The organism is Aeromonas taiwanensis, assembly GCF_000820165.1.
Taxonomy (GTDB): domain Bacteria; phylum Pseudomonadota; class Gammaproteobacteria; order Enterobacterales; family Aeromonadaceae; genus Aeromonas; species Aeromonas taiwanensis.
In genome coordinates, this window is sequence record NZ_CDDD01000074.1 from 14,087 (window position 1) to 34,837 (window position 20,751).

Consider the following 20,751-nt stretch of genomic DNA (forward strand, 5'->3'; position numbering starts at 1 on the left):
CACAGATAGCTGATAGATAGCAGCATAATCATCGAGGATGTACTCAATATGTCGCAACATCACCGAATCCTTCTGCTCAACGGTCCCAACCTGAATCTGCTGGGCAAGCGGGAGCCGGGAATCTACGGCAGCAAGACGCTCGATGAGATCGTCGCCGATCTGGTGCACAGCGCCAGCGAACTCGGTGTCACCCTGGAACATCTGCAATCCAACGCCGAGCACGAGCTGGTCGGCCGCATCCATCAGGCCATGGGTCAGGTGGATTTCATCATCATCAACCCGGCCGCCTTCACCCACACCAGCGTCGCCATTCGCGATGCCCTGCTGGGCGTGGCCATCCCCTTTATCGAGGTTCACCTGTCCAACGTCCATGCCAGGGAGCCCTTCCGTCATCACTCCTATCTGTCTGATGTCGCCAAAGGGGTGATCTGCGGGCTGGGTGCCGATGGCTACCAATTCGCTTTAACCGCGGCCGTGCATCAGTTGCGCGCGGCTTGATAATCACTTATCTGATAAAGAAGAAAGAGAATGCTAATGGATATCCGCAAAATCAAGAAGCTGATTGAACTGGTTGAAGAGTCCGGCATCGCCGAGCTGGAGATCTCCGAAGGGGAAGAGTCCGTTCGCATCAGCCGTAATTTCTCCGGCCAGGTTAGCGTTGCCCCGCAGATGATCATGCCGCAGGCCGCCGCTCCCGTTGCCGCCCCTGTAGCCGCTGCTCCGGCCGCTGCCGCAGCGCCCGCTGCCGATGCCGCCCCGAGCGGTCATCTGATGCGCTCCCCCATGGTGGGCTCCTTCTACCGCTCTTCCAGCCCGGAAGCCAAGCCGTTCGTGGAAGTGGGTCAGCACGTCAATGTCGGCGACACCCTGTGCATCGTCGAAGCCATGAAAATGATGAACCAAATCGAGTCTGACAAGGCCGGCGTGATCAAAGCGATCCTGGTTGAAAATGGTCAGGCAGTCGAATTCGACGAGCCGCTGTTCATCATCGAATAAGGGAAAATGCCACCCATGTTGGACAAAGTAGTCATCGCCAACCGCGGTGAAATTGCCCTGCGGATCCTGCGCGCCTGCAAAGAGCTCGGGATCAAGACAGTGGCCGTTCACTCCACTGCCGATCGGGAGCTCAAGCATGTGCTCCTGGCGGACGAAACCATCTGCATCGGCAAACCTGCCAGCGGTGAGTCCTACCTCAACGTGCCGGCCATCATTGCCGCCGCCGAGGTGACAGGTGCCGTCGCCATCCACCCGGGCTACGGCTTCCTCTCCGAGAACGCCGACTTTGCCGAAGTGGTCGAGAAATCCGGCTTCATCTTCATCGGCCCGCGCGCCGAGACCATTCGCCTGATGGGTGACAAGGTCTCCGCCATCGAGGCGATGAAGAAAGCGGGCGTGCCTTGCGTACCCGGCTCCGATGGTCCGGTGGACAACGATGCCAAGCGCAACGCCGCCATCGCCAAGCGCATCGGTTATCCGGTGATCATCAAGGCCGCCGGTGGCGGTGGTGGTCGCGGCATGCGCGTGGTGCGCAACGAAGCCGAGCTGGCTGCCGCCATTGCGCTGACCAAATCCGAAGCGGGCCAGTTCTTCAAGAACGACATGGTCTACATGGAGAAGTACCTGGAGAACCCGCGCCACATCGAGATCCAGGTGCTGGCTGACGGCCAGGGCACCGCCCTCTATCTGGGCGAGCGGGACTGCTCCATGCAGCGTCGCCACCAGAAGGTGGTGGAAGAGGCGCCGGCTCCCGGCATCACCGACGAGATGCGCAAGTTCATCGGCGAGCGCTGCGTGCGCGCCTGTCTCGAGATCGGCTACCGCGGTGCGGGTACCTTCGAGTTCCTGTACGAGAACGGCGAGTTCTATTTCATCGAGATGAACACCCGTATCCAGGTCGAGCACCCGGTCACCGAGATGGTCACCGGCGTCGACCTCATCAAGGAGCAGCTGCGCATCGCCGCCGGCCAGCCCCTGTCGATCACCCAGCAGGACATCCGTCTTCGTGGCCATGCCATCGAGTGCCGGATCAACGCCGAGGATCCGGCTACCTTCCTGCCCTCTCCTGGTCTCATCCAGCGCTTCCACGCGCCGGGCGGTCTGGGCGTGCGCTGGGAATCCCACATCTATGCGGGTTACAAGGTACCGCCTTACTACGACTCCATGATCGGCAAGCTGATCTGCTACGGCGAGAACCGTGACGTCGCCATCGCCCGCATGCGTCACGCCCTCGACGAGCTGGTGGTGGAAGGCATCAAGACCAACATCGCCCTGCAAAAAGAGATCATGAAGGACGAAAACTTCCAGCACGGTGGAACCAACATCCACTACCTGCACAAGAAGTTGGGTCTGTAAGGACGCCTTCTATCGGGAAAATGCGCGATCCACCCGGATCGGCAACGTAAAAAAGGGCCATGGCGACATGGCCCTTTTTTGTTATTCTTGCGCCCCGCTCACTTGTCGGAGGCCAAGGTGAACCGTTTTGCACTCGCCCGTCGGGAAGCAGCCCTCTGCCTGCTGCTCACCCTGCTTTATTTCATTGCCTGGTATGGCTCGGCCTATTTCATCCCGGAAGAGCTCGAGCTCTGGAACATGCCCCTCTGGTTTCTGCTCAGCTGCATCCTGATGCCGCTGCTGTTCATCGGCCTCTGCGCCCTCATGGTGGACCGCCTGTTCGTGGATATCCCCCTCGACTCTCCCTCCCTCGATGACAAGGAGCCTCCCCGTGAATCTTGAGTTGCTGCTGCCGCTGGTGGTCTACCTGGTGCTGGTGCTGGGAGTGGGATTCTGGGCCAGCCGTCACCGGGTCGGCGGCGACTTCGTGCAGGAGTACTTCATCGGCAACCGCAGCATGGGCGGCCTGGTGCTGGCCATGACGCTGGTGGCCACTTACACCTCCGCCTCGTCCTTTATCGGCGGGCCCGGGGCGGCCTACAAGGTCGGTCTGGGCTGGGTGCTGCTGGCGATGATCCAGCTACCCACCGTCTGGCTCACCCTGGGTGTCCTTGGCAAGAAGTTCGCCATCATCGCCCGCCGGGTCAATGCGGTGACCATCAACGACATGCTGTGGGCACGCTACCAGAGCCGGGCCGTGGTGATCCTGGGCTCCGTCACCATCATCCTCGCCTTCATCGCGACCATGGTGGTGCAGTTCATCGGCGGCGCCCGCCTGCTGGAGGCGGCGACCGGCCTCTCCTACCAGCAAGGGCTGCTGCTGTTTGCCAGTTGCGTGCTGCTCTATACGGTGATCGGCGGCTTTCGCGCCGTGGTGGTGACGGATGCCCTCCAGGGCATCGTCATGCTCATCGGCACCGGGGCCCTGCTGGCGGGGATCCTGGTGGCCGGTGACGGATTGCCAAACCTCATCCACCAGCTCAGGGAGATAGACCCCAAGCTGGTGAGCCCGCAAGGGGCCGGCGACATGCTGACCCAACCCTTCATGCTGAGCTTCTGGATCCTGGTCTGCGTCGGGGTGGTGGGGCTGCCCCATTCCGCCCTGCGCTGCTTCGGCTATCGCGACAGCAAGGCGCTGCACCGCGGCATCCTCATCGGCACCATCGTCTGTGCCTTACTGATGTTCGGCATGCACCTGGCCGGGGCCCTCGGTCGCGCCATCCTGCCCGGTATGGACAGCCCGGACAAGATCATGCCCTCCCTCATGATGGAGGTGCTCCCTCCCTGGCTGGCCGGGGTCTTCCTCGCGGCTCCCATGGCGGCCATCATGTCCACCATCGACTCCCAGCTGATCCAGGCCTCGGCCACCCTGGTCAAGGATCTCTACCTCAACTACCTCAACCCGAGGCAGGAGAAGCTGGAGGTGCGCATCCCCCGGCTCTCCCTGCTCTGCACCCTGATCCTGGGCTCCCTGGTGCTGGTGGCGGCGTTGCAGCCCCCCGAGATGATCATCTGGCTCAACCTGCTCGCCTTCGGTGGTCTGCAGGCGGTGTTCCTCTGGCCCCTGGTGCTCGGCCTCTACTGGTCCCGGGCCAACGGGCCCGGGGCCCTGGCCAGCATGGTCTGTGGCATCCTCTGCTACACCGCCCTGAGCCAGTGGGGGATCAAGCTGGCCGGGCTGCACGCCATCGTCCCGAGCCTGGGGCTGGGGCTCGTCGCCTTCGTGCTGGTCAGCCTGCTGACACCGGCCCCGGATCAGTCGGTTCGCCGATTGTTTGATCAAAATTAAGAAAGGGGGCGATAAAGCCCCCTCACCTATTCCCAAATGGGGGCATGCGGGTAAAATGTGCGCCACGTCACAAAATTCAGTTCACCCATGCCCGCTACGAACGCCAGAAAGATCCTGACCCAGTCCTTGCAACGGCTCGGCTATGCCCTGCTGCTGCCCGTCTCCATCCTGCCTCTGGCCGCCCTGCTCCATCGCCTCGGCCAGCCGGACGTGCTGGATCTCGCCGTACTCTCTCTCGCAGGCCAGGCCCTGTTCAGCCAGATGCCCCTCATCTATGCGGTGGCCATCGCCTTCGGCCTGAGCCGCCAGGGACAAGGGGCCCAGGCCCTGGCCGGGGCGGTCAACTTCCTGTTGCTCGGCTCGGCGCTCAACACCCTGGTGCCAGGGCTCCATGCGGACATGATCTGCGGCCTGCTGGCCGGCCTCACTACGGCGGTGGTCTGCTCCTGGGCTCGCGGCCTGCGCCTGCCGGGCTGGTTGCGCCCCCTGCAGGAGGACTTGCCGGGCATGCTGCTCTCGGCCCTGGCCTGTCTGCTGCTGGTGATCCCCCTCTCCATCCTCTGGCCCTTGCTGGAGCAGGGCATCACCCTGCTCGCCTCCGACCTGCTCACCACCCCGGTCGGCGCCTTCTGTTACGGCGTGCTGAACCGGCTGCTGATCCCCCTGGGCCTGCACCAGGTACTGGGCAGCCTCATGGGCCTGGGGGAGAGCAATCTGCAGGCCCTCTCCACCGCCCAGCCACTCCATGAGGGCTATGTGGCCGGCCTCTACCCCGTCATCATGTTCGGCCTGCCCGGCGCCTGCTTCGCCATCTGGCTTCATCGCCAGCGAATGCGGCAGGTGCCGCAGGGGGGCCTGCTGCTCACCCTGGCGCTCACCTCGGCGCTGGTGGGCATCACCGAACCCATCGAGTTCCTGTTCGCCTTCACCGCCCCCTGGCTGTTCCTGGCCCACGCCCTGCTGACCGGGCTGTCGCTGGCCATCTGCAGCGCCCTCGGCATCCAGGTAGGCACTTACTTCTCGGCGGGCCTGCTGGACATGGTGCTGAGCTACTCCAGCGGCCATCACAGCTTCTGGCTCATCCCCCTCGGCATCCTGTTTTTCGTCCTCTATGCCCTGCTCTTCTCCCGGCTGCTGGAGCACACGCCCCTCAGCCTGCCGGGCAAGCCCATCGCCGAGGATCTGCCCCAGCTCGCCACCGTGGCCCCCACGGATCCCCAGATGCTGGCCATCCAGTACCTCAAGACGCTGGGGGGCATGGACAACCTGCAGGCCATGAACGTCTGTCTGACCCGCCTCAGCCTGCGGGTGCGGGAGATGGCGCTGGTGGATCAATCCTGTCTGGCCAGGCTCGGCTGCCTCTCCTGGATCGTCCTGAACGAGCACCAGCTGGTGCTGGTGTTGGGCCCCAATGCCGGCCTCATCGAGGGGCAGATCCGCATGCTGGCGGAGCGCCAGTCTGTGCCCCTCGGCCTCGAACCCGGTCAGGCCCCCCTCGGCCAGCACCAGTGATCAGGCGAAGGGCAGGCGCTCGGCGACGAAGTCCATCAGGCTGCGCAAGGCGGGGGCCAGGTGCTCCCGGCTCGGGTAGATGAGATAGAAGGGATTGGGAGGAATGGGGTGGTCTGGCAGCACCTTGTGCAGCAGCCCCGCCGCCAGCGCCTCTCGGCAGACGTGGGCCGGCAACAGGGCGATACCCCCTTCGTGAAGTGCCAGCTCCCGCAGCGCCAGCAGGCTGTTGCTGAGGCAAGCCCCACGGGGCCGCCAACCCCCTTCCTGCAGCGGCCATACCGGCAGCGATCCGTGCACCAGGCAGGCATGCCCGCCCAGATCCGCCACCTGCTGCGGCGTGCCGTGGCGCGCCAGATAACCCGGGGCGGCCACCAGATGGCGCGCCACCTGGCCTATGCGCCGACAGATGAGGCTGGAGTCTTTCAGGGGCGCCGCCCGCAGCGCCAGATCGTAACCCTCCCCCACCAGATCCAGCTGCTCGTCGCACAGGGTCAGCTCCAGCACCACCTCGGGATAGAGGGCGCGAAACTCCGCCAGGATCCGGCCGAGCAGCAGGGTGCCGGTCGCCTCGGGGGCGGTGATCCGCACCCGGCCCGCCGGGGCGGATCTCAGCCTGGCCATCGCCAGATTGGCGCTGCGGGCCAGGGTCAGCAGCCCCTGACAATGCTCCACATAGACCTCTCCCTGGGGCGTCAGACTCAGCCTGCGGGTGGTGCGCTGCAACAGGCGCACCCCGAGCCGGGACTCGAGGCGCGAGATCTTCTGGCTCACCGAGGACTTGGGCATGCCGAGCACCTCGGCCGCCCGGGTGAAGCTGCCCTGCTCGACCACGGTAGCGAACAGCCCCATCAACTCCAGTTCGATATTGTTCATATATTCAAACAGTCTTTACCAATTACCCACCTTAATACGAATAATCAACCAGACTAGACTGGCTGGCAATCCTACCTGTTCCATTAGAAAGGAAGTGCCATGAAAGCCATTGCCCTGACCCACTATCTGCCGAGCGATCACCCCCACTGCTTCATCGAGGTCGAACTGCCCGACCCCACCCCAGGCCCGCGGGATCTGCTGGTGCGTCTGAGCGCCACCTCCGTCAACCCGGTCGACACCAAGGTGCGTGCCCCCAAGGAGAAGGTGGAGAGCAGTCCCCGCGTGCTGGGCTGGGACGCCGTCGGTGACGTCGTTGCCGTCGGTAGCGAGGTGACCCTGTTCCAGCCCGGTGACAGGGTCTGGTATGCGGGCGACATCAGCCGCCCCGGCAGCAACAGCGCCCTGCAGCTGGTGGACGAGCGCATCGCCGCCCTCGCCCCCGCCAGCCTGAACGATGTGGAAGCCGCCGCCCTGCCACTCACCGCCATCACCGCCTGGGAAACCCTGTTCGAGCGCCTTGGCCTAACCCGCGAGAGCACTGGCAGGCTGCTCATCATCGGCGGGGCCGGCGGCGTCGGCTCCATTGCCATCCAGCTGGCCCGCCGGCTCACCGCCATGGAGGTGATCGCCACCGCTTCGCGCCCCGAGACCCGGGAGTGGTGCCTGGCCATGGGGGCGCACCAGGTCGTGATCCACCACGACCTGCAGGCGGAGCTGGCCGCCCTTGGCATCCGCCAGCTCGACGCCATCTTCTGCACCAATGCCACCGAGCAGCACTGGGGGGCCATGGCGAGCCTCATTCGCCCCTTCGGTCACATCTGCACCATCGCCGAGTCCAGCGAGCCCTGGGATCTGGCCCTGCTCAAGTCCAAGAGCGCCACCTTCAGCCAGGAGTTCATGTTCACCCGCTCCCTGTTCCAGACCCCGGACATGATCGAGCAGCATCACCTGCTCGGCCGGGTTGCGGCCCTGATCGACGAGGGGGTGCTCAAGACCACCCTCACCAAGACGCTGCCCGCGCTGACCCCCGCCAGCCTGGCAGAGGCCCATCGCGAGCTGGAGGCGGGCCGTATGGTGGGCAAGCTGGTGATCGACATGGGAAATTTCGATCGCTGAGGCAACTCGCCCACTGCCTTCACCCCCTCCTATTCCCTAATGGGTAATAAAATGCACCATCATGGGGTGAAATCACCAGTGACAAGCCCCAACAGTGCACAGCCGCCGCAGGCCCTGCCCCCCGATGGCGGGGCTTTCTCGGCAAAAACCATAAAAAAAGGGGCCATCCCGTTGGGATGGCCCTAAAAACCTGAACGTTGGGGTAACAATCACACACACATCCTTATGCAGGACATTTCTATCTTTGCAGATAGCGTGCCAATTTCTTGTTTTTCTCGCCTGATCGCCGATATTTGCCGATTTTCCAAAAAAATAGCCACCCGAGGGTGGCTGAAAAAGATGACGGAACTTCATAGAGCAAAGCATTCAGCGGGAACAAGTTGCTTCCCGTCACCCAGTAAGGAATACATTAACCGTGCCAACTTGGCAGCGTAGCCTTCCTTTCCCATGCCGCCACGGGCAAACCACGACAGCACAGGCCCATGATGGTAGAATCCCGCGGTTTCACATTTATGAAGAGTCGACGCCATGCCCTGGATACAAATTCGAATCAACGCCACCGCCAAGACCGCGGACAAGGTGAGCAACATGCTGCTGGGGCGTGGAGCCCAGGCGGTGACCTTTATGGATGCCAAGGATGTGCCCGTCTATGAACCCATGCCCGGCGAGACCCCGCTCTGGGGCGAGACCGAGGTGATGGGCCTGTTCGATGCCGAGACAGATCCGGCCCCCACCATCGCCTTCTTCCAGCAGATCTTCGGGGAAGACGTGGGCTACAAGGTGGAGCAGCTGGAGGACAAGGACTGGGTGCGCGAGTGGATGGATCACTTCCACCCCATGCAGTTCGGCGAGCGACTCTGGATCTGCCCGAGCTGGCGCGACGTGCCGGACCCCGAGGCGGTCAACGTCATGCTGGATCCGGGCCTGGCCTTCGGTACCGGTACCCACCCCACCACGGCGCTCTGCCTGCAGTGGCTGGACGGGCTGGATCTGGCCGGCAAGACAGTGGTCGACTTCGGTTGCGGCTCCGGCATCCTCGGCATCGCGGCGCTGAAACTCGGGGCCGCCCGGGTCATCGGCATCGACATCGATCCCCAGGCCATCCAGGCGAGCCGTGACAACGCCGAGCGCAACGGCGTCGCGGGCCAGATCGAACTCTATCTGCCGGCGGATCAGCCGCAAGACGTCGAAGCGGACGTGGTGGTGGCCAACATCCTGGCCGGCCCGCTGCGGGAACTCGCCCCGCTCATCGCCGGCCACGGCAAGGCGGGCAGCCTGATGGCCCTCTCCGGCGTGCTGGAGAGCCAGGCGCCGGAGCTGGAGATCATCTACGGCCAGTGGTTCGAGATGGATCCGACCGCAGTGAAAGAGGAGTGGTGCCGCCTCTCCGGTCGCAAGCACGGTTAAGCAGACATCTCCCGTCCCGCCTCCAGCGCGGCGGATGACAACAAGGGCACCCCGGGGTGCTCTTGTTGTTTCTGCCTGTCCGTTTTACGCAGCTTCCTGCGCACTCTCTCCGTGCTCCCCCAGCCTCCCCATCCAGGCACGCAGCCACCAGCCGGGCATAGTGGTGCCGCTGCACCACAATGACGCAATGGCTGTGCGGCGGCCTTCAGCATGGATGCCATACAACCATTTGAAAAGTAATGACATAGCGTGCCATGTGGCTGAGTGGTACGCCCCTTGCAAACCCGCCCTTCAGAGACTTTCACCTTTGAATGTCATTTGGAGAAGCGTATGCAGCATCAGGATTGTGCAAAACCGGCACTGAAACGGACTCTGGGGGCTTTCCAACTGTGGGGGATCGCCGTGGGGCTGGTGATCTCGGGGGAATATTTCGGCTGGAGCTACGGCTGGGCGCAGGCGGGCACCATGGGCTTTCTGGTCACCTCTTTGCTGGTGGCGGCCATGTACACGGCCTTCATCTTCAGCTTCACCGAGCTGACCACCTCCATCCCCCATGCAGGGGGCCCCTTTGCCTATGCCTACCGCGCCTTTGGCCCGGTCGGGGGATACATCGCAGGCTTTGCCACCCTGATCGAGTTCGTGTTCGCCCCGCCCGCCATCGCCATGGCGATCGGCGCCTACCTCAATGTGCAGTTCCCGGCCATCGATCCCAAGTGGGTAGCGGTGAGCGCCTATCTCGTCTTCATGACCCTCAATCTCATCGGGGTAGGCATCGCCGCCACCTTCGAGCTGCTGGTCACCCTGCTCGCCATCTTCGAGCTGCTGGTCTTCATGGGGGTGGTCAGCCCGGGCTTCAGCGCCAGCAACTTCATGCTCAACGGCTGGGCGGGTCAACAGGAGTTCAGCCTCGGCGCCGTCTCCGGCATCTTTGCCGCCATTCCGTTTGCCATCTGGTTCTTCCTCGCTATTGAAGGAGCCGCCATGGCGGCCGAAGAGGCCAAGGAACCGAAGAAGACCATCCCCAAGGCGTTCATCGGGGGCATACTCACCCTGGTCGTGCTGGCCATGGGGGTCATGGTGTTTGCCGGGGGTGTCGGCGACTGGCGCCAGCTCGCCAACATCAACGATCCCCTGCCACAGGCCATGAAGATGATCGTGGGCGAGAGCAGCGGCTGGCTGCACATGCTGGTCTGGCTGGGGCTGTTCGGCCTCATCGCCTCCTTCCATGGCATCATCATGGGCTATTCCCGCCAGATCTTTGCCCTGGCGCGGGCCGGCTATCTGCCCGCCACGCTGGCCTCGGTCAACCCGCGCTTCCAGACCCCGCACTGGGCCATCCTGGCCGGCGGCGTGGTGGGGATCCTGGCGATCTTCTCCGACTCGCTGATCGTCATCGGCGGGCTCTCCCTCACGGCCAACATAGTGACCATGGCGGTGTTTGGCGCCATCGTCATGTACATCATCTCGATGGCCGCCCTGTTCAAGCTGCGCCGCACCGAGCCTGCGCTGCAACGCCCGTTCAAGGCCCCGCTCTATCCCTTTGCTCCGGCACTCGCGCTGGGACTGGCTATCCTCTGTCTGGTGGCCATGGTCTATTACAACGGCCTGCTGGCACTGATCTTCGGCGGCCTGATGCTGGCGGGATACGCCTACTTCCGTCTGACCCATGACGAAGCGCTCGCCGCCAGCGATGGCGAGCTGGTCAAGGCTGGTTGATACCCGCCCCGTTTGCCCGAAGCGCACAGCGTCAGCGAAGGCACTGTGCGCTTCCGGCCCCATGAATCGACGAGAACGCCCATGTATCGCACCCACCTCTCTCACCACAGCTATCAGTTTCCCGATCTGCGCACCCTCATGGCCAAGGCTACGCCGGCCCGCTCCGGCGACTATCTGGCCGGCGTCGCCGCCGGCAGCGCCGAGGAGCGGATGGCCGCCAGGATGGCGCTGGCGGATCTCCCCCTCAAGACCTTCCTCAACGAGGCGCTGATCCCCTATGAACAGGACGAGGTGACCCGCCTCATCATGGACAACCATGACAGCGCCGCCTTTGCCCCCATCAGCCACCTGACGGTGGGGGATTTTCGCAACTGGCTGCTGTCGGAGGCGGCCAACAGCCAGACCCTGGCGCGCGTGGCCCCCGGCATCACGCCCGAGATGGCCGCCGCCGTCAGCAAGCTGATGCGCAATCAGGATCTGATCCTGGTCGCCAGAAAATGCCGGGTCGTCACCGCCTTTCGCAACACCATAGGGTTACCCGGCCGGCTCAGCGTGCGGCTGCAGCCGAACCACCCCACGGACGATCCCCAGGGCATTGCCGCCGCCATGCTCGATGGTCTCCTGTATGGCGCCGGGGATGCGGTGGTCGGCATCAACCCGGCCAGCGACAACCTGCCGGTCCTCGCCAGCCTGAATCAGATGCTCGACGAGGTGATCCAGCGTTTCGACATTCCCACCCAATCCTGCATCCTGACCCATGTCACCAACACCCTGCAGCTCATCGAGCGCAATGTGCCCGTGGATCTGGTATTCCAGTCCATCGCCGGCACCGAAGCGGCCAATCGGGGCTTCGGCATCGATCTGGCCCTGCTGCAGGAGGCCCATGACGCGGCCCTCGGCCTGGGACGGGGCACCCTGGGCAACAACGTCATGTACTTCGAGACGGGCCAGGGCAGTTGCCTCTCGGCCAATGCCCACCACGGGCTGGATCAGCAGACCTGCGAGGCGAGGGCCTACGGGGTGGCTCGCCACTTCAAGCCGCTGCTGTGCAATACCGTCGTGGGCTTCATCGGGCCGGAATACCTCTATGACGGCAAGCAGATCATCCGCGCCGGGCTGGAAGATCACTTCTGCGGCAAGCTGCTGGGGGTGCCGCTCGGCTGTGACGTCTGCTACACCAACCATGCCGAAGCGGATCAGGACGACATGGATACCCTGCTCACCCTGCTGGCCACCGCCGGTCTCACCTTCCTCATCGGTGTCCCCGGTGCCGACGACATCATGCTCAACTACCAGAGCACCTCGTTTCACGACGCCCTTTACATCCGCGATCTGCTCGGCCTCAAGCACGCACCGGAATTTGCCGACTGGCTGGTGCGCATGCAGCTCACCAACCCGGATGGCCAGCTGCTCGATGCCGGCCTGCGCCACCCGCTGCTGACCACCTTCGGCCCCCGTGGCAAGGTGGCCTGAATGAGCAAGGAGCCCCATGACATGAGCGACATCGTGCACTTGAACCCCTGGCTTGAGCTCAAGCGCTACACCTCTGCCCGCATCGCCCTGGGGCGCACCGGCGTCAGCCTGCCCACGGAGGCGTTGCTGGCCTTTGGCCTGGCCCACGCCCAGGCCCGGGATGCGGTGCACCAGCCACTGGACGTCGCCCGGCTGACTCATGCGCTCGAGTCCGCAGGACACCGGGTGCTGGCGGTGCACAGCGCCGCCAGCACCCGGGAGGAGTATCTGCGCCGCCCCGATCTGGGCCGGCGCCTGGACGACGCCAGTCGCAGCCTGTTGAGCCAGCAGCCGCAGAACGAGGTCGACCTCGCCATTGTGCTGGGGGATGGTCTCTCCTCCACCGCCCTGCACCAGAATGCCCTGCCCTTTGTCGAGTCCCTGCAATCCCATCTCAGGCGTCTGGGGCTGACCTGCGCCCCGCTGGTCATGGCCAGCCAGGCCAGAGTGGCACTGGGGGACGAGGTGGGCGAGCTGCTGGGGGCGCGCGCCGTGCTGGTGATGATTGGCGAGCGCCCCGGCCTCTCCTCACCCGACAGCCTGGGGCTCTATCTGACCTGGCAGCCCAGGGTCGGGCGCATGGACTCCGAGCGCAACTGCATCTCCAACGTGCGACCGGCGGGCCTGGATTTTCCCCAGGCGGCGCACAAGCTGGCCTGGTTGCTGGAGCAGGCCTTCAGCCGCCGCCTGACCGGGGTCGCCCTCAAGGATGAGAGCGGCGAACTCTCCCGGCTGATCGAGCACGATGCGACCCTGCCCCCCTCTCGCCCCACCTGATGATGCGGACGGGCCCGCCCGGGCTCGTCCACGGTGAGATTCCAATCTGAACCACTTGAATCTTGATACGGCTGCAGGCATCGTCATCCAGCCATCGGCGACACTCGCCTGTGCGCAGCCCAAGGGCACGCAATGACTGGAAACAGGAGGATAAAATGAAGATCGCCATTCTGGATGACTATCAGGATCAGGTGCGCCACCTCCCCTGCTTTGCCCTGCTGGCGGGGCACGACGTTCGCATTCTCAACCAGGGCGAGCCCGATGCCGCGCGCCTCGCCGCTCGCCTGGAAGGGGTGGAGGCCCTGGTGCTGATCCGCGAGCGCACCCGCATCGACGAGGCGCTGCTCAAGCGCCTCCCCTCCCTTCGCCTCATCAGCCAGACCGGCAAAGTCAGCCAGCATATCGACCCCCTCCAGTGCCAGCGCCACGGCGTGGCCGTCGCCGAGGGCGTCGGCAGCCCGGTGGCACCGGCCGAGCTCTGCTGGGCCCTCATCATGGCGGCCTCCCGCCACCTTCCGGCCTACAGCCATGCCCTCGCCCAGGGACAGTGGCAGCAATCCGGCGCGCTGGGTCTTGGTCGCACCCTGCAGGGGCTGACCCTGGGCATCTGGGGCTATGGCAAGATTGGCAGGCTGGTGGCCGGTTACGGCCGGGCCTTTGGCATGTCGGTGCTGGTATGGGGCAGTGACGCCTCCCGCCGGCAGGCCGAGCAAGATGGCCATGCCAGCGCCCCCGACAAGGAGGCCTTCTTCCGCCAGGCCGATGTCCTCTCCCTGCACCTGCGCCTCGGTGAGGCGACCCGCGGCTGCGTGACCCGGGCCGATCTCGCGCGCATGAAGGGGGACTCCCTGCTGGTCAATGTGAGCCGGGCGGAGCTTATCGAGCCGGGCGCCCTGTATGCGGCGATGAGCGCCAACCCGAGCCGGCGGGCGGCAGTCGACGTGTTCGACATCGAGCCCGCCACGCCGGACAGCGAGCCCCTGCTGGGGTTGCCCAACGTGGTGGCCACGCCGCACCTGGGCTATGTGGAGCGCAACAGCTACGAACTCTATTTTCGTGCCGCCTTTGAAAACCTGGTTGCCTTTGCCGAGGGCAGACCGACCAACCTGGTGCTGCCCGTGGCGGGCGGCTGATCAGGTTATCCGGCGGCCCGGCCGCCAAGCTGCAGCGCCAGACCGACAAGGAGCCCCCATGACCGAATACGAGAAGATGATCGCCAGCCAGCCCTACAACTGCATGGCGCCGGAGCTGGATCTCTTGCGCCGGGAGACGGCGCGCCTCTACCGCCGCTTCAACCACTGCGACGAGGAGGATGAGCAGCTCGCGCTGCTGCGGGAGATCGTCGGCGAGCTGGCAGAGGGGGCCTTCATCTGCCCGCCCCTCTACTGTACCTATGGCCGCCACATCCACCTTGGCCAGGGCTCCTACATCAACATGGGGGCCACCCTGCTGGACAACGCACCGATCCGCATCGGCGCCGGGGTGATGATAGGGCCCAACGTGCAGATCTACACCGCCGCCCACGCCCTGGAGGCCGATGAACGCCTGCAGGGGGTGGAGACGGCGCTGCCGGTCACCATCGAAGACAGGGTCTGGATCGGGGGCGGGGCCATACTGCTGCCGGGGGTAACCATAGGGCGGGAGGCGATCGTCGGCGCGGGGGCCGTGGTCAGCAAGGATGTGCCGGCCGGTGCCCGGGTGGTGGGCAACCCGGCCAGGATACTGCCAGCCAGGGCGGAAGGCTGAGCCCGGGCGCACTACCGAGCCGCACCAATAAAAATGAAGCCCAATGTCATGAAGACCATGATGACCTGTGAAAAGGTGACCTTTCCAGTCCTAGGAGGTTGAGGGTACCTATACCTAAAAAACGCCCAAAAAAATGAAGCCCAATGTCATGAAGACGTTGGGCTGTAAAAAGGTGCTACGGAATTGCGACTCTCATCGCAGAAAATTAGAAGGGATCCCCTTCTAAACTGGCAGTGGGATAATAAAGGGGCGCAAACGTTTTACATAGCGTAATCCACCAGGATTGAGAAGAACCTCTCACTATTTAAAAAATGTCCGGCTAATCCCCGCTCCCCTCTTGGCAAGCGCCCATTTATCAGTACAGCCTGATGGAACTATCAGAAAACAAAAAAGCCCTGAATAATCAGGGCTTTCTTTTTATTTTTATGGCTCAGAAGCGGCGCACGAAGTCCGCCATCGGCAGCTCGCGCAGCTTGCGAGCCTCCAGCATGGGGGTACCGAGGTAGAGGAAGCCCACCAGCTGATCCTCCGGTGCCAGCCCCAGTCCGGCGTTGATCCCCGCATCGAAGATAAACCAGCCGGAGCGCCAGATGCCGTTGAAGCCCTGGGCCTGGGCCGCCATCTGCATCGCCATCAGGGCACAACCGGCGGAGAGCTCCTGCTCCAGTTTCGGCACCTTGGGGTGCGCCTGATACCGGGTCGCGACCGCGATGACCAGAGGCGCGCGCAGGGGGGCAGTCCGAGACTTCTCGACGCTGTCCTCATCCTCCCCACGAGCACGGGCGGCGTTGGCCAGCAGGGTGCCCAGGCGCTCGCGCCCCTCCCCTTCAAACAGGATGAACTGCCAGGGGGTCAGGGTGCCGTGATCCGGCGCACGCAGCCCCGCCTTCAGGATATTGTCCAGTGCCTCGCCGCTCGGCGCCGGTTCGGTCAGGCGGCCACAGGAGTGGCGATTGAGCAGTAGCGTCAGTGCATCCATTCGATGCTCCTTCTTGGTCGTGAGGGGCGGTATCGCCCCTGTCTATGGGGTCAGAACGGCTTGGAGAGATTGATGCGCCACTCCCAGATGTTGAGCCCATCCTGCCCTATGCTGGTGTACCCGGCACTGGTGGTCAGGGTGGCCTCGCTGCCGATCAGGGTGCGCACGCCCAATCGCACCGTCCCGCTGAGGGGATCGGTACGCGCCGAGCTGAGATCGCCCGTCAGGATATAGCCATCGTTCGGCCGTTCAAAGCCATAATCCAGCCCCAGCTCACCGTAAGGCATCAGCGGCCGGCCCTGGCGGGTGTAATAGACGCTGCTGAATTCGACCGTGCCCGTCAGGTTGCCCTGATTGTCACTGTCGCTGTCCCGCGCCAGCCGCACGGCCAGCCCCCGGTAATCCCCCTCCATCCGGTATCCGTCGCTGCGGTCATGGCTGTAATTGATGGCCAGCCGCGGGCGCACCGACGTCTCGGACCAGAAGTACTGGCCGATGGCTCCCAGGCTGCCACCAAAAGAGGTCGACCCATAGTCGCCGGAGAGGAAGAGCAGCTCCTGGGTATTGTCCATCCAGCCGTAGACCAGGCTGCCATCCAGCATCCAGCTCTCCGACAGCGGGTACGCCAGATAGGGGCCCAGGTTGTATCCCCAGGCCGCCAGCTGCATGCCGCCATTGAAAGCGTCCACCCTGCTGTCGACCCGGGAGATGCTGAAGCCGAGGATGAGGCGGTTATCCAGCCGGGTGTCCGCCCCCAGGCTGAACACATTGGTCAAACCCGAGATGTCGAGCCCGTGGCGGTGATCCGAGATGTCATAGTAGACCTCATCCGCCCAGAGGTTCCAGCGCCGCTCTGCCGGTTGCACGGCGGCAGGCGGCTCTTCGGCCGCTACCTGACCCGCGGCCAGTTCGACGCGGCTGAAGGGGCAATCCGGATAGTGATCCCGCTGCTCGGCGGGCAGGCGATCCCGCTCGTCCGGCATCACACACAGGGTGCGCTCGTCGAGGGCCCGCTCGCTCGCTTGCTGCCCTGCCGTCACCCGACCCGGCAAGACCGCTGGCAGCTCAACCCTGCCCGGCAGCGTGATAGTGGGCCTCTCCCCCAGGGGCGGCCTCGTCGGCATCATCCCCTGGGGCGGCACCGTGCCGATGGGTGGCTGTGTTCCCCCCGGCCGATCGGGCAACAGACCGCCCGGCCTTGTCGGCATCATCCCCTGGGGCGGCACAGTGCCGATGGGTGGCTGTGTTCCCCCCGGCCGCTCGGGTAACAGACCGCCCGGCCTTGTCGGCATCACCCCCTGAGGTGGCACTGTACCGATGGGTGGCTGTGTTCCCCCCGGTCGATCGGGTAGCAGACTGCCCGGCCTTGTCGGCATCGTCCCCTGGGGCGGCACAGTGCCGATGGGAGGCTGCACTCCACCCGGTCGGGTAGGCATCACCCCTTGAGGTGGCACAGTACCGATCGGCGGCTGCACTCCACCCGGCCTTGTCGGCATCACCCCCTGAGGTGGCACTGTACCGATGGGTGGCTGTGTTCCACCCGGTCGATCGGGCAACAGACTGCCCGGCCTTGTCGGCATCATCCCCTGGGGTGGCACGGCGCCAGTGGGCGGCTGTGTTCCACCCGGTCGATCGGGTAGCAGACTGCCCGGTCTCGTCGGCATCATGCCCTGGGGCGGCTGTACGCCCCCCGGCCGATTGGGTAACAACGTCCCCGGCCGGGTCGGCATCACCCCCTGGGGTGGTACGGCGCCGATGGGCGGCTGTGTTCCACCCGGTCGATTGGGTAACAACGTCCCCGGCCGGGTCGGCATCACCCCCTGGGGCGGCACAGCGCCGATGGGCGGCTGTGTTCCACCCGGTCGATCGGGTAGCAGACTGCCCGGCCTTGTCGGCATCATCCCCTGGGGCGGCACGGCGCCGATGGGCGGCTGTGTTCCACCCGGTCGATCGGGTAGCAGACTGCCCGGCCGGGTCGGCATCATGCCCTGTGGTGGCACGGCGCCAGTGGGCGGCTGTGTTCCACCCGGTCGATTGGGTAACAACGTCCCCGGCCGGGTCGGCATCACCCCCTGGGGTGGCACGGCGCCGATGGGCGGCTGTGTTCCACCCGGCCGATCGGGCAACAGACTGCCCGGCCTCGTCGGCATCATGCCTTGGGGGGGCAGGATAGGCCCGGAGGGCGGGGTGAAGTGATCCGGGAAGGTGAAATGACCAGGCTGCTGGTTATCCGTATCGAGCAAGACCCGCTTGCCGCTCCCGTCGTCATAGGCATACAGCTTGTGCGTCCCCCCGTTCTGGACTTCGGGGGAGAGGGTCAGGTGCAACCCCCTCCTGTCTTGCTGCCAGCTGTCGTAGATCTGGTTCTGCTTGGCGGATTCGACCTCGAACTGGCCGGGAGAGATGGCGGACAGCCAGACGGAGTGCTGCTGATCGGCGGTCCAGCCGAGAAAGACGAGACGCCCCGCCGGATCGGCGGCGGCGTTGATGCCGTACAAGCTCATCGCCATGCTCCAGGCGACAAGGCTCAAGGGGCAACCCGGCCCCCGGGCCGGCATCCGTGATTCAGTTAGGCTCATGTGGTTTCCTTACCGAACAAGCATCTATCCAGCACCCGACCATGCCCCCCATTGAGGGACAAAGATGGCCGATGGCCGAAACGCTGGGCCCAGTACACCCAAACCGGCTGGCCCCCCGACACCGCGGCCCACTCCTGGCCGACAAGGTGTTGATAACTCAAATACAACCATAGGCTCCCCGGTGAGACCGCCTGCCGGGCGCAAGACAAGAAAAGGGACCCGAGGGTCCCTTCGTTGCACTATGCACCAGTCTAGATGACGGCAGCCAGCTCGGCCCCCTGGCGGATCGCCCGCTTGGCATCCAGCTCGGCGGCCACGTCCGCCCCGCCGATGATGTGCACCGGCTTGCCCGCCGCCTGCAGGCCGGCCTGCAACTCCTTGAGGGGCTCCTGCCCGGCACAGATGATCACCTGATCCACCGGCAGGCACTGTTTGGCCTCACCCACCTGGATGTGGAGACCCTGGTCGTCAATGCGCAGGTACTGGACGCCGGAGAGCATCTGCACCTTGCGGTTCTTCAGCACGGTGCGGTGGATCCAGCCTGTGGTCTTGCCAAGGCCGTCCCCCACCTTGCTCTCCTTGCGCTGCAGCAGCCAGACCTGGCGCTCGGGGGCGTCGATCTCGGGTGCCGTCAGGCCACCTCGCCCGGCAAGCTGCCGGTCGATGCCCCACTCCTTGAGCCAGTGGTCACGACTGTGCTCCGCGCTCCCTTCGGATGGCAACTGCGCCCTTTTCTCCACCAGATACTCGGCCACGTCGAAGCCGATACCGCCGGCACCGATCACCGCCACCTTCTCCCCCACCGGCTTGTGATCCCGCAGCACGTCCAGGTAGCTCAGTACCTTGGGATGCTCGATGCCCGGAATGTTGGGGGTACGCGGGCGAATGCCGGTGGCGAGGATCACCTCGTCAAAGCCGCCTCCCAAGAGGCTCTCGGCGCTCTGGCGCTGGCCGAGATAAAGCTCGACGCCACACTTCTCCAGCCGCTTGGCAAAGTAGCGCAGGGTTTCGTGAAACTCCTCCTTGCCCGGGATCTGCTTGGCGAAGTTGAACTGGCCGCCTATCTCGCTCGCCTGATCGAACAGGCTCACCTGATGGCCGCGCTCGGCGGCGTAGCAGGCAAACGCCAGGCCCGCAGGGCCCGCCCCCACCACCGCCAGCTTCTTGGGCTGGGGCACCCGGCCGAAGGTGAGCTCGGTCTCGAAACAGGCGCGGGGATTGACCAGGCAGGAGGCGCGCTTCTGCTTGAAGATGTGGTCGAGGCAGGCCTGGTTACAGGCGATGCAGGTGTTGATCTCGTCCGCCCTGTCTTCCGCCGCCTTGATGACGAACTCGGGGTCGGCCAGGAAGGGGCGCGCCATGGAGACCATGTCCGCGTCCCCCTGCGCCAGAATGCGCTCGGCGACCTCCGGGGTGTTGATGCGGTTGGTGGTGATAAGCGGCACCTTGAGGTGCTTTTTCAGCTCCGCCGTCACCCAGCTGAAGGCGCCGCGCGGCACGCTGGTGGCGATGGTGGGGACCCGCGCCTCGTGCCAGCCGATGCCGGTGTTGATAAGGGTCACCCCTACCTGCTCCAGCGCCTTGCCGAGGGCAATCACCTCTTCCAGGGTGGAGCCCTGCTCCACCAGATCCAGCATGGAGAGGCGGAAGATGATGATGAAATCCGGGCCGACCCGCTCGCGGATGGCTCGCACGATTTCTACCGGGAAGCGCATGCGGTTGTCGGCACTGCCACCCCAGCCGTCGGTGCGCTTGTTGGTACGCTCGCAGATGAACTGGTTGATGAGATAGCCTTCCGAGCCCATCACCTCGACCCCGTCATAACCTGCCGCCCTGGCGAGCGTTGCGGTGGCGGCGAAGTCGCGGATGGTGCCGCGGATCTGCCGCTCGCTCATGGCACGCGGCTTGAACGGGGAGATGGGAGCCTTGAGGGGGCTCGGCGCCAGGCCAAAGGGGTGATAGGCGTAACGACCTGCATGCAGGATCTGCAGCGCTATCTTGCCCCCCTCCCGATGCACGGCTTCGGTCACCTTCCTGTGCTTGGCGACCTGCCAGGGGAAGCTCAGTTGGGAACCGTGGGGCACCAGGCGTCCACGCAGGTTGGGAGCGATACCGCCGGTGACGATGAGGCCGACGCCACCGCGGGCCCGCTCACCATAGAAGGCGGCCAGCTTGTCAAAGCCCCCCTTCTCCTCTTCGAGGCCGGTGTGCATGGACCCCATCAATACCCGGTTCTTGAGCTGGGTAAAGCCGAGGTCGAGGGGGGCCAGCAGGCTCGGGTAACTGTTCATGATGAACTCCTTGTCGAAACCCGTGGGCACTGCGCCATCCATCTCTCACGACACAGGGGGAGG

Annotated in this window: 17 protein-coding genes; 13 read left to right on the forward strand and 4 right to left on the reverse strand. The window is 64.7% G+C overall.

All coding sequences use genetic code 11. The features are described 5' to 3' along the window. Positions 1-48 precede the first annotated feature (48 nt). The 6 genes from aroQ (at position 49) to BN1136_RS13445 (ending at position 5,692) form a co-directional block, all read left to right on the forward strand. Positions 49-498 (forward strand): type II 3-dehydroquinate dehydratase, encoded by a 450-nt coding sequence (gene aroQ, locus BN1136_RS13420; protein WP_042078169.1) that lies wholly within the window; start codon positions 49-51, stop codon positions 496-498. Positions 499-534: 36 nt separating this feature from the next. After that, the gene (accB, locus tag BN1136_RS13425) at positions 535-996 is read left to right on the forward strand and encodes an acetyl-CoA carboxylase biotin carboxyl carrier protein (protein WP_043762281.1); all 462 of its coding nucleotides are present in this window, start codon (positions 535-537) and stop codon (positions 994-996) included. Between the two features lie 15 nt (positions 997-1,011). Beyond that, positions 1,012-2,352, forward strand: a complete 1,341-nt coding sequence (gene accC, locus BN1136_RS13430; RefSeq protein ID WP_043762282.1) for an acetyl-CoA carboxylase biotin carboxylase subunit — start codon at positions 1,012-1,014, stop codon at positions 2,350-2,352. A 102-nt stretch (positions 2,353-2,454) separates the two neighbouring features. Next, positions 2,455-2,733, forward strand: coding sequence for a YhdT family protein (locus BN1136_RS13435; RefSeq protein ID WP_197068455.1), 279 nt, complete (start codon positions 2,455-2,457; stop codon positions 2,731-2,733). After that, complete coding sequence (gene panF, locus BN1136_RS13440; RefSeq protein ID WP_043762283.1) at positions 2,723-4,180, forward strand: sodium/pantothenate symporter; 1,458 nt, start codon at positions 2,723-2,725, stop codon at positions 4,178-4,180. The genes BN1136_RS13435 and panF overlap by 11 nt, the downstream gene beginning before the upstream one ends. An 87-nt stretch (positions 4,181-4,267) precedes the next feature. Beyond that, positions 4,268-5,692 (forward strand): PTS transporter subunit EIIC, encoded by a 1,425-nt coding sequence (locus BN1136_RS13445; protein WP_043762284.1) that lies wholly within the window; start codon positions 4,268-4,270, stop codon positions 5,690-5,692. Here the strand turns inward: BN1136_RS13445 and BN1136_RS13450 are convergent, their stop codons facing one another. After that, positions 5,693-6,565, reverse strand: coding sequence for a LysR family transcriptional regulator (locus BN1136_RS13450; protein WP_043762285.1), 873 nt, complete (start codon positions 6,563-6,565; stop codon positions 5,693-5,695). It abuts the gene before it with no gap. Between the two features lie 99 nt (positions 6,566-6,664). Between BN1136_RS13450 and BN1136_RS13455 the strand changes: the two genes are divergently transcribed. The 7 genes from BN1136_RS13455 to BN1136_RS13485 all read left to right on the forward strand — a co-directional run bounded on the left by BN1136_RS13455 (position 6,665) and on the right by BN1136_RS13485 (position 14,839). Next, positions 6,665-7,681, forward strand: coding sequence for a zinc-binding alcohol dehydrogenase family protein (locus tag BN1136_RS13455; protein WP_043762286.1), 1,017 nt, complete (start codon positions 6,665-6,667; stop codon positions 7,679-7,681). A gap of 528 nt (positions 7,682-8,209) precedes the next feature. After that, positions 8,210-9,088 carry a 50S ribosomal protein L11 methyltransferase gene (prmA, locus tag BN1136_RS13460; protein ID WP_043762287.1) on the forward strand — a complete coding sequence of 293 codons (879 nt, stop codon included), beginning with the start codon at positions 8,210-8,212 and terminating at the stop codon, positions 9,086-9,088. Between the two features lie 330 nt (positions 9,089-9,418). Continuing rightward, positions 9,419-10,804 carry an ethanolamine permease gene (gene eat, locus BN1136_RS13465; RefSeq protein ID WP_043762288.1) on the forward strand — a complete coding sequence of 462 codons (1,386 nt, stop codon included), beginning with the start codon at positions 9,419-9,421 and terminating at the stop codon, positions 10,802-10,804. A gap of 81 nt (positions 10,805-10,885) precedes the next feature. Further along, the gene (locus BN1136_RS13470; protein WP_043762289.1) at positions 10,886-12,277 is read left to right on the forward strand and encodes an ethanolamine ammonia-lyase subunit EutB; all 1,392 of its coding nucleotides are present in this window, start codon (positions 10,886-10,888) and stop codon (positions 12,275-12,277) included. A gap of 21 nt (positions 12,278-12,298) precedes the next feature. Continuing rightward, positions 12,299-13,093, forward strand: coding sequence for an ethanolamine ammonia-lyase subunit EutC (gene eutC / locus BN1136_RS13475; protein WP_043762297.1), 795 nt, complete (start codon positions 12,299-12,301; stop codon positions 13,091-13,093). Positions 13,094-13,248: 155 nt separating this feature from the next. Next, the gene (locus BN1136_RS13480) at positions 13,249-14,226 is read left to right on the forward strand and encodes a D-2-hydroxyacid dehydrogenase family protein (protein WP_043762290.1); all 978 of its coding nucleotides are present in this window, start codon (positions 13,249-13,251) and stop codon (positions 14,224-14,226) included. Between the two features lie 58 nt (positions 14,227-14,284). Then, positions 14,285-14,839: a sugar O-acetyltransferase gene (locus BN1136_RS13485; protein ID WP_043762291.1), complete on the forward strand. Its 555-nt coding sequence runs from the start codon at positions 14,285-14,287 to the stop codon at positions 14,837-14,839. 430 nt (positions 14,840-15,269) lie between these two features. Here BN1136_RS13485 and BN1136_RS13490 read toward each other — a convergent pair whose 3' ends face one another. From BN1136_RS13490 to BN1136_RS13510, 3 genes are all read right to left on the reverse strand, one after another. After that, positions 15,270-15,818: an NAD(P)H nitroreductase gene (locus BN1136_RS13490; RefSeq protein WP_043762292.1), complete on the reverse strand. Its 549-nt coding sequence runs from the start codon at positions 15,816-15,818 to the stop codon at positions 15,270-15,272. 50 nt (positions 15,819-15,868) lie between these two features. Then, positions 15,869-18,397 (reverse strand): autotransporter outer membrane beta-barrel domain-containing protein, encoded by a 2,529-nt coding sequence (locus tag BN1136_RS20530; protein ID WP_231557880.1) that lies wholly within the window; start codon positions 18,395-18,397, stop codon positions 15,869-15,871. Positions 18,398-18,648: 251 nt separating this feature from the next. Further along, positions 18,649-20,688: an NADPH-dependent 2,4-dienoyl-CoA reductase gene (locus BN1136_RS13510; RefSeq protein WP_043762303.1), complete on the reverse strand. Its 2,040-nt coding sequence runs from the start codon at positions 20,686-20,688 to the stop codon at positions 18,649-18,651. Positions 20,689-20,751: the final 63 nt, after the last annotated feature.

Bases quoted from the DNA above. Each gene is read 5' to 3' on its own strand.
- aroQ (WP_042078169.1), top strand. From the start codon at position 49: ATGTCGCAACATCACCGAATCCTTCTGCTCAACGGTCCCAACCTGAAT.
- accB (WP_043762281.1), top strand. From the start codon at position 535: ATGGATATCCGCAAAATCAAGAAGCTGATTGAACTGGTTGAAGAGTCC.
- accC (WP_043762282.1), top strand. From the start codon at position 1,012: ATGTTGGACAAAGTAGTCATCGCCAACCGCGGTGAAATTGCCCTGCGG.
- BN1136_RS13445 (WP_043762284.1), top strand. From the start codon at position 4,268: ATGCCCGCTACGAACGCCAGAAAGATCCTGACCCAGTCCTTGCAACGG.
- BN1136_RS13450 (WP_043762285.1), bottom strand. From the start codon at position 6,565: ATGAACAATATCGAACTGGAGTTGATGGGGCTGTTCGCTACCGTGGTC.
- BN1136_RS13455 (WP_043762286.1), top strand. From the start codon at position 6,665: ATGAAAGCCATTGCCCTGACCCACTATCTGCCGAGCGATCACCCCCAC.
- prmA (WP_043762287.1), top strand. From the start codon at position 8,210: ATGCCCTGGATACAAATTCGAATCAACGCCACCGCCAAGACCGCGGAC.
- eat (WP_043762288.1), top strand. From the start codon at position 9,419: ATGCAGCATCAGGATTGTGCAAAACCGGCACTGAAACGGACTCTGGGG.
- BN1136_RS13470 (WP_043762289.1), top strand. From the start codon at position 10,886: ATGTATCGCACCCACCTCTCTCACCACAGCTATCAGTTTCCCGATCTG.
- eutC (WP_043762297.1), top strand. From the start codon at position 12,299: ATGAGCGACATCGTGCACTTGAACCCCTGGCTTGAGCTCAAGCGCTAC.
- BN1136_RS13480 (WP_043762290.1), top strand. From the start codon at position 13,249: ATGAAGATCGCCATTCTGGATGACTATCAGGATCAGGTGCGCCACCTC.
- BN1136_RS13485 (WP_043762291.1), top strand. From the start codon at position 14,285: ATGACCGAATACGAGAAGATGATCGCCAGCCAGCCCTACAACTGCATG.
- BN1136_RS13490 (WP_043762292.1), bottom strand. From the start codon at position 15,818: ATGGATGCACTGACGCTACTGCTCAATCGCCACTCCTGTGGCCGCCTG.
- BN1136_RS20530 (WP_231557880.1), bottom strand. From the start codon at position 18,397: ATGAGCCTAACTGAATCACGGATGCCGGCCCGGGGGCCGGGTTGCCCC.
- BN1136_RS13510 (WP_043762303.1), bottom strand. From the start codon at position 20,688: ATGAACAGTTACCCGAGCCTGCTGGCCCCCCTCGACCTCGGCTTTACC.